The sequence below is a fragment of the Alteromonas sp. genome (assembly GCF_984505615.1).
Genome location: NZ_CFHOXV010000059.1, coordinates 9,159 through 16,936 on the forward strand (window position 1 = coordinate 9,159; position 7,778 = coordinate 16,936).

The window sequence follows — 7,778 nt, forward strand, 5'->3', positions numbered from 1 at the left end:
GATCCCATGCAAACCATGGACTGGGTAAATCTGTTTGCGCTGGCTGTGAACGAAGAAAATGCTGCCGGAGGCCGTGTCGTCACAGCACCTACCAATGGCGCAGCCGGCATTATTCCGGCTGTACTGGCATATTTTGATAAATTCATCCGCCCTGTTGATGAAGAAACGGCTGCCCGGTTCCTGCTAACCGCCGGTGCTATCGGTATTTTATATAAAGAAAATGCTTCAATATCCGGCGCAGAAGTCGGTTGTCAGGGTGAAGTGGGCGTTGCCTGTTCAATGGCAGCCGGTGCACTGGCTGAAATCATGGGTGGCACTGTAGCCGCTGTGGAAAATGCCGCAGAAATTGGTATGGAACATAACCTGGGGCTGACCTGCGATCCGGTGGGCGGATTAGTTCAGGTGCCGTGTATTGAGCGTAATGCCATGGGCGCCATAAAGGCCATCAATGCCAGCCGTCTGGCGCTTCGCGGTTCCGGTGAGCATAAAGTATCACTGGATAAGGTGATAAAAACCATGCGTGATACTGGTAATGACATGAAGACCAAATACAAAGAAACCGCCAGAGGCGGTCTTGCAGTCAACATAATCGAATGCTGATAAAACACGGGCCGGAACAATCCGGCCTGTTTTGTTTCACAAAGGTGTTATTTCACCGGCAGCGTAATGCCTCTGAACATCTTCTCTACTTCTTCGTTATTTTTCAGCATCATGGCTTTTTCGACTTTGTCTTTAGTCAGATGCGGCGCGAAACGCTCAATGAAGTCATACATGTAAGTACGTAAGAACGAGCCTTTGCGGAATCCGATTTTCGTGGTGCTGTAATCGAACAAATGAGACGCATCGATTTTCACAAGATCATCATCCAGCTCTTCACTCACCGCCATTGAAGCAATTACACCGATCCCCACACCTAAGCGGACATAGGTTTTAATGACATCAGCATCGGTGGCAGTAAACACTATCTTCGGCGTCAGACCGGCTCGTTCAAATGCCTGGTCAAGTTCCGAGCGACCGGTAAAACCAAACACATAAGTGACCAGCGGATACTTAGCGATATCGGCAATATCAATTGAACCCTTTTTCGATAACGGATGGTCTTTATTGACTATCACGCTGCGGTTCCAGTGATAACAAGGCAGCATCACCAGATCGTTGTACAGGTGAAGCGCTTCGGTAGCGATGGCAAAATCCGCTTCGCCTTTCGCTGCAAGGTCAGAAATTTGCGACGGCGTTCCCTGGTGCATATGTAACGACACCTTAGGGTATTTATTCATGAAGCCTTTTATCACATCAGGTAACGCGTAACGGGCCTGAGTATGGGTGGTGGCGATATTCAGCTTGCCCTGGTCAGGCAGCGTATGCTCCCGGGCTACAGATTTAATACTCTCAACTTTGGCCAGTATTTCTCTGGCAATGTTAATCACATCGTTGCCCGCGTCTGTTACGTGAGTAAGATGTTTGCCGCTGCGACCGAAGATTTGCACACCAAGTTCATCTTCCAGCATCCTGACTTGCTTACTGATGCCGGGTTGTGAGGTGTAAAGACTTTCTGCTGTTGCGGATACGTTGAGATTGTTGTTCTGCACTTCTACTATGTAGCGAAGCTGCTGTAATTTCATGTTGTGTGTCCCTCACCGGCTGGAACGAATTGGTTCTGATTACCGTTATAACTAAAACCGAAGGCGATTGCTATAGTCGATTTGGTTATAACCGAAGAAAGTACTATAAATGCAAATAATCGTTAATCACTTAGTGTTCAGGTATTTAGTTTCTCTGAAAATCACCGATAAACGAATAGTAAGCTATACTCAATGCGCCCGGGGCATCCTTTACAATTGCTGTACACCGTTGTTTCATAACACAAGACGCGCACATTCAGAGGATTTATGTCGGAAAAGTCTCCGTTACAGACCATCGATTTTTCGTCCGTACTGGCAGCAGCCGTACACGATATGAAAAATTCGTTGTGCCTGCTTATCCAGTCCATCGAATCGCTGGCGGAGAACCTGCCTCCTGAAAACAGTCAGGCAAATGAAAAAGTTGCCAGCGTGCATTATGAGGCAACACGGCTTAATACCAATCTTGTGCAGATCCTGTCCTTATACCGAGCCGAACTCAATCAGTTGCCTGTAACCATTGATGAATGCTTTATCGACGATTTGTTTGAAGATGTCATGTCTTCCGTCCGCATTTATATGGAACAAAAGAATCTGCTTGTTACCATAAACGTGGAAAATGACATCAGCTGGTATCTCGACCGCGAACTCATATTCATGTTAATCAACGACGTATTGATTAACGCTATGCGCTATGGCACATCACAAATTATTTTGAATGCGGCGGTCCGTGACGAAACGCTTGTGATTACGGTGGAAGATGACGGGCCCGGCTATCCCTCTTCCATGCTGGAAAAAAGCACAGCAGACCTCGCCGGATTCGATTTGAGTCAGGGCCGGACGGGATTGGGCCTCTTTTTCGCGCGGCTGATTGCCAATGCCCATGTAAATAACAACCATTGCGGGGAGATTTCACTAAATAACGGTGGTACTCTGGGTGGTAGTGTTTTTGAAGTAAAATTGCCTTAAACTTTAACTGGATAGGACGTTGATCAGTGAAGTCCCGGCGACACAGGCAATTGAGACATTTTTAATGGATATATACTCATGTTTTTCACAATAATAATAATACTCATTGTTGTACTGGTCATTGCAGCCATTATGATCAATGCGTTTCAACAACACCGTGCTAAACAGGAAGCCGACCGCCGTAATGAGGCATCCAAGCACCGTAAAATTATTGATGAAACTGAAAATGTGATCATGGCCTGCTCAAACATGCCGGTATCCCAGCGGTTAATGGGGATCCTTCATGCCCGCGTGCACAATGCGTTAAAAGCTATGGCGGAACTCGGTGCAGGCACGCCTGATATTAAACAGCGTATAGCAGACGCTGAGAATTCTAAAAACAGTGCCATGTCGCTGGACTCTCCTGCAACCGCAGACTTTTCCCTGCCGGATAACGACAAACTGATTATTCAGTATATTCAGGCTGTAAAAAAACTCCGTATTTTGCTTCGTTCTGAGCATTCCAAAGGCAAAATTGAGAGCCGTATTTTCGCTGAAGAAGATAAAAGCCTGGAACGTTTGCAGCTGAAAGTGAATATCGAAACCTTAATTAAACGCGGTCGTGGTGCCATGCAATCCAATATGCTTGGCTCTGCCAGACAGTATTTTGAAAAAGCCATCAAAGCTCTGGAAAGTCAAAGCCAGCCGGATGAATACATCTTATCCCGTACAGCCACGTTGAAAGAATGGCTCACAGCCATTCAGGACGATCTTAAAAACGCCAATGCTGAAGACCGCGAGCGTCGCCGTGAAGCAGAGCGGGACGAACTTGATGAATTATTTGCACCGAAGAAAAAATGGTAGTGAATACATAACTGTTCCGGGCTGATGAAGAAAAAGGTATTTTTCGTACTCTGTGCGTTTATCATTAACGCATGCATCGTGCTCTGGCTTGTCCGTGAACCAATGACGGAACTGCTTACACAGCAAGACAATCCGGCCATTCAAAACATCACCAATGCGATGCCGTCACTTAACATGCCCGGCATCCCGCTACCGGAACTTCCGGACTTGCCTGAATTAACATCCATTGAATTACCTTCACTGACAGGTTCTGCTGACGATGAGAACAGCAAGCCACAAGCAACCAAATCCCAAGCGGGCAAAATCTGTGGCAGCACCGGCTCAGGTCAAATCACAGGAGGCAAAACACTGTATCGCTGGCAAGACGAAAACGGCATGGTACATCTGTCAGATACGCCTCCCGAAAATCACTCACTGGCTGTCACCACACTTAATACATGCGATTAATAACCCCGATGTTTCATAGTGAGTTATTCTCTGACCGGGTATAGGCACGCTCACATAATTGCCAGAATTCGCCGGCCGCAACCGACAAACCGCCCCGCTGACTACGAATCATACCCACGGGTCTCTTAAGCGGATTATCTTTGATGGCACAGCACACCAGCCCGCGACTTTCCATTTGCTGACGGCAAATAGCCGGCACCACAGAAATGCCCATGCCCTGCGCGATAAACTGACCGACTGACCCAAGCTGACCGGTTTCCGCGATGATGTTCAGCTGGCCGGGCCCATGCGCTGCCTGCTCAGTCCAGCGGCGCACTGCAGAGCCCCGGTTCATGGCGATGAACGGATGGGACAGCAATTCATGCCAGGGAACAGCATCCTGCATTGCCAGAGGATGAGCCGGATACATCACGGCAATAAATTCATCGGTGAACAATGGCTTGAAGATCAGACCATCTGCTATTTCGGGCTCAAAAGTAAAACCAATTTCTGCGTTACCTTGTAAAACATTATCAATCGTTGCTTCCATGACCACGTCCAGCACCCGAAGGCGGATATTATTAAACTTGCGGTGGTAATCATTCAGTAACGCGGGAAGTTTACTCTCGGCAAAGGACGGCATTGCAGCAATGGTAAGTTTACCCTGCTGCATGGCAAACAGGTTTTGCATGTCATGGAAGGTTTCATCCCATTCATTTACCAGACGCTTCGCATTGGGTAGCAGGGTTTGCCCTTCCGGGGTCAGTGAGACGCGTCTGGTACTGCGGCTGAACAGTTTGCCGCCCAGTTGCTCTTCCATTTTTTTAATGGCAGACGACAAAGCAGGCTGTGTCAAATGGAGTTTTTCCGCGGCCTCAGCGAAAGTGGCAGATTCAGCCACACGGATGAACGCCAGCATGTTACGGTACGATATGCTCATATTGATAAAAATATTTTATTAATATTGATATAAAATCAATTTTACAAAATTTTATCAGTCACGGATACTTTAATTGATTCATTATTCATCAACAGGAGATTCATATGTCAGGTTTCGATAAAGTCGTTACCAGTTATGAAGCAGCACTGGAAGGTCTGTCTGACAACATGACCGTTGTGGCCGGCGGCTTTGGACTGTGTGGTATTCCGGAAGGGTTAATTGCACAAATCAAAACAGCAGGTGTTAAAGGCCTGACTGTGGTATCAAATAACTGCGGTGTCGACGGCTTTGGTCTCGGTATTTTGCTTGAAGACCGCCAGATCAAAAAAATGGTGTCTTCCTATGTTGGTGAAAATGCCCTGTTTGAAAAACAGTTGCTCGACGGCGAACTTGAGGTCGAACTGACCCCGCAAGGTACGCTGGCTGAAAAGCTGCGCGCCGGTGGCGCCGGTATTCCCGCGTTCTACACGGCAACCGGCTACGGCACACCTGTCGGTGAAGGCAAAGAAGTGAAAGAGTTTAACGGCCGGCCTTATATTCTTGAAGAGTCTATTACCGGTGACTTTGCTATAGTCAAAGCCTGGAAAGCAGACCGCTACGGAAATTGCGTTTACCGTCACACCGCACAGAACTTTAATCCCATGGCTGCCACCGCAGGTAAAATCACTGTGGTTGAAGTTGAAGAAATTGTAGAGCCCGGTGAACTTGAGCCCTCTCAAATTCACACCCCGGGTATTTTCGTAGACCGCGTGATTAAAGGTACATTCGAAAAACGTATTGAGCGTCGCGTTATCGCGAAGAAGGAGGCGTAATCATGGCATTAACCAGAGATCAAATCGCAATGCGAGTGGCGCAGGAATTTCAGGACGGCAGTTACGTAAACCTCGGTATCGGTATTCCTACTCTGGCCGCTAACTATGTACCCGAAGGCATAGAGGTTATGCTGCAATCAGAAAATGGTCTTTTAGGCATGGGCCGCTATCCTGATGAAGACGAAATTGACGCAGACATGATCAACGCCGGTAAAGAAACTGTGACGGCTATCACCGGCGCTTCTATTTTCAGTTCCGCCGACAGCTTCGCCATGATCCGTGGCGGGCACGTTGATTTCACTGTGCTGGGCGCATTTGAAGTCGATGTAAACGGTAATATCGCCAGCTGGATGATTCCCGGCAAACTCATTAAGGGCATGGGCGGTGCCATGGACCTGGTGGCCGGTGCGAAGAACATCATTGTTACCATGACTCACGCTGACAAACACGGTAATTCAAAACTGTTAGAGGCCTGCACCCTACCCCTTACCGGCGTGAACTGCATTACACGCATCATCACAGATCTGGCCGTACTTGAAGTCGCAGACGGTGCTTTTCATCTGTGTGAACGGGCGCCCGGTGTTTCCGTGGACGAAATCCGTGAAAAAACCGCCGGCAAACTGATTGCCGCTGATGAAGTACCGGAAATGCAACTTTAATCTTCCTGACATAAAGTAAAGAGGTGCCTTGCCGCACCTTTTTACTTTGCTTCCCGCCTTTATCTGACAAAGCCTTTCGTGGATAATACCGCCATTGTTTTATACGGGGTATTCACTTGAGCTTGTTAATTGCCGATCTTCCGGTTCACCATAAAATTGTCAAACGTTTGCAGGAAAAAGGCCTGGAAAGCCTGACTGAAGTGCAGGAACAAACTATTCTGCCGGCTCTGCAGGGCAAGGACATCATGGCATCGTCAAAAACCGGATCCGGTAAAACCTTTGCTTTTCTGATCCCTCTGGTTCACCGGTTGATGACCAACAAGGCTCTCAGCAAACAGGATCCCCGCGCACTTATTCTTGCCCCTACCCGCGAGCTGGCCAAACAGGTGTTCTCGGAATTACGCAGCCTTGCCAATGGCGTCGGCCTGCAAAGTGCGCTGATTGTTGGTGGTGAAAATTATAACGATCAAACTAAAGTGCTCCGCCGCAACCCTCATGTCATTGTGGGCACAGCTGGCCGGATTGCCGATCACCTGGAAGACAAATCATTTTTTATTAACGGGCTGGAACTGCTTATTTTTGATGAGGCAGACCGTATGATGGATTTAGGCTTTGCGGAGCAACTTAACCTGATCAACCGCTTCGCGGATCACCGGAAGCGTCAGACAATGTTGTTTTCTGCCACGCTGGACAATATTGCCCTGAATCATTTAACCCGCGACTTATTGAAGGCCCCTGTACGTGTAGCTGTTGGTGAGTCCACTGCTGCTCATCAGGATATCGACCAGACTTTGTATTTTGCCGATGACGTGGGACACAAAGATAACCTGCTGCTCACGGTACTTAAAGAGCAGGACTACAATCAGGCGGTAGTCTTTACAGCAACCAGAGAAGACACAGACCGCATTGCTGCCATTTTAAATGAGCAGCATCTTGAAGCTGTTGCTTTACGGGGTGACCTGCCGCAAAACCAGCGGGCTGCCATCATGAGTAATTTCAGTCGTGGTCAGAATAGTGTGCTGGTTACCACGGATCTCGCTTCCCGGGGCCTGGATTTGCGCAAAGTAGGCTTAGTCGTCAACTTTGACCTGCCGAAACAGTCTGATGAATATATCCACCGGATTGGCCGTACAGGCCGGGCCGGAGACAAGGGTGTTGCTATTTCATTTGTGGGCCCGAGGGACTGGGCAAGCTACCTGACGATTAAAGATCATGTCAGCTATGATGTTGACTGCACCACGCATCCCCTGTTACCGGCGAAGTTCAGCGGTAAAAAGCAGATGAAGCCGAAGAATACAAAAGGACAGGATGAGCGCAATCGCAGTAAAACCAGCTCTGCCGGTCAAAAGCCACCGGTGAAAAGGCGGGTGAATACCATGAAAGGCGATGAAGCCGGTCATATGCCGGTGATGAAGAAAAAACGCAATGACGTCATCGACGATGACGAAGAAGAATGACACAAAAATGTATGGTCCGCCTCGTTATTGCAACAGTAAATGTCGATAACGGG

At 48.1% G+C, this 7,778-nt stretch carries 9 protein-coding genes; 7 read left to right on the forward strand and 2 right to left on the reverse strand.

Annotation, left to right across the window (positions count from 1 at the left end):
* Positions 1-600: L-serine ammonia-lyase (locus AC4PME_RS19430; RefSeq protein WP_491226171.1), on the forward strand; the 600-nt coding region annotated here is incomplete at its 5' end.
* 47 nt (positions 601-647) lie between these two features.
* On the opposite strand, the gene cysB is transcribed toward AC4PME_RS19430, so the two are convergent.
* Positions 648-1,622: an HTH-type transcriptional regulator CysB gene (gene cysB / locus AC4PME_RS19435; protein WP_491046791.1), complete on the reverse strand. Its 975-nt coding sequence runs from the start codon at positions 1,620-1,622 to the stop codon at positions 648-650.
* A 267-nt stretch (positions 1,623-1,889) separates the two neighbouring features.
* On the opposite strand from cysB, the gene AC4PME_RS19440 reads away from it, so the two are divergent.
* The 3 genes from AC4PME_RS19440 (at position 1,890) to AC4PME_RS19450 (ending at position 3,878) form a co-directional block, all read left to right on the forward strand.
* Positions 1,890-2,588, forward strand: a complete 699-nt coding sequence (locus tag AC4PME_RS19440) for a sensor histidine kinase (protein WP_349586148.1) — start codon at positions 1,890-1,892, stop codon at positions 2,586-2,588.
* A gap of 78 nt (positions 2,589-2,666) precedes the next feature.
* Entirely contained in the window at positions 2,667-3,431 is a 765-nt protein-coding gene (locus tag AC4PME_RS19445) for a hypothetical protein (protein ID WP_119501310.1), read from the forward strand.
* 24 nt (positions 3,432-3,455) lie between these two features.
* On the forward strand, positions 3,456-3,878 hold the full coding sequence (locus tag AC4PME_RS19450; RefSeq protein WP_491046792.1) for a DUF4124 domain-containing protein: 423 nt from the start codon (positions 3,456-3,458) through the stop codon (positions 3,876-3,878).
* Positions 3,879-3,891: 13 nt separating this feature from the next.
* Here AC4PME_RS19450 and AC4PME_RS19455 read toward each other — a convergent pair whose 3' ends face one another.
* A complete protein-coding gene (locus tag AC4PME_RS19455) occupies positions 3,892-4,797 on the reverse strand; it encodes a LysR family transcriptional regulator (RefSeq protein WP_491046793.1) in 906 nt (301 codons plus the stop codon).
* A 104-nt stretch (positions 4,798-4,901) separates the two neighbouring features.
* On the opposite strand from AC4PME_RS19455, the gene AC4PME_RS19460 reads away from it, so the two are divergent.
* From AC4PME_RS19460 to AC4PME_RS19470, 3 genes are all read left to right on the forward strand, one after another.
* A complete protein-coding gene (locus tag AC4PME_RS19460) occupies positions 4,902-5,609 on the forward strand; it encodes a CoA transferase subunit A (RefSeq protein ID WP_491046794.1) in 708 nt (235 codons plus the stop codon).
* 2 nt (positions 5,610-5,611) lie between these two features.
* Positions 5,612-6,268 carry a CoA transferase subunit B gene (locus AC4PME_RS19465; RefSeq protein WP_491046795.1) on the forward strand — a complete coding sequence of 219 codons (657 nt, stop codon included), beginning with the start codon at positions 5,612-5,614 and terminating at the stop codon, positions 6,266-6,268.
* Positions 6,269-6,390: 122 nt separating this feature from the next.
* Positions 6,391-7,725: a DEAD/DEAH box helicase gene (locus AC4PME_RS19470; RefSeq protein WP_491046796.1), complete on the forward strand. Its 1,335-nt coding sequence runs from the start codon at positions 6,391-6,393 to the stop codon at positions 7,723-7,725.
* Positions 7,726-7,778 lie beyond the last annotated feature (53 nt).

Bases quoted from the DNA above. Each gene is read 5' to 3' on its own strand.
- cysB (WP_491046791.1), bottom strand. From the start codon at position 1,622: ATGAAATTACAGCAGCTTCGCTACATAGTAGAAGTGCAGAACAACAAT.
- AC4PME_RS19440 (WP_349586148.1), top strand. From the start codon at position 1,890: ATGTCGGAAAAGTCTCCGTTACAGACCATCGATTTTTCGTCCGTACTG.
- AC4PME_RS19445 (WP_119501310.1), top strand. From the start codon at position 2,667: ATGTTTTTCACAATAATAATAATACTCATTGTTGTACTGGTCATTGCA.
- AC4PME_RS19450 (WP_491046792.1), top strand. From the start codon at position 3,456: ATGAAGAAAAAGGTATTTTTCGTACTCTGTGCGTTTATCATTAACGCA.
- AC4PME_RS19455 (WP_491046793.1), bottom strand. From the start codon at position 4,797: ATGAGCATATCGTACCGTAACATGCTGGCGTTCATCCGTGTGGCTGAA.
- AC4PME_RS19460 (WP_491046794.1), top strand. From the start codon at position 4,902: ATGTCAGGTTTCGATAAAGTCGTTACCAGTTATGAAGCAGCACTGGAA.
- AC4PME_RS19465 (WP_491046795.1), top strand. From the start codon at position 5,612: ATGGCATTAACCAGAGATCAAATCGCAATGCGAGTGGCGCAGGAATTT.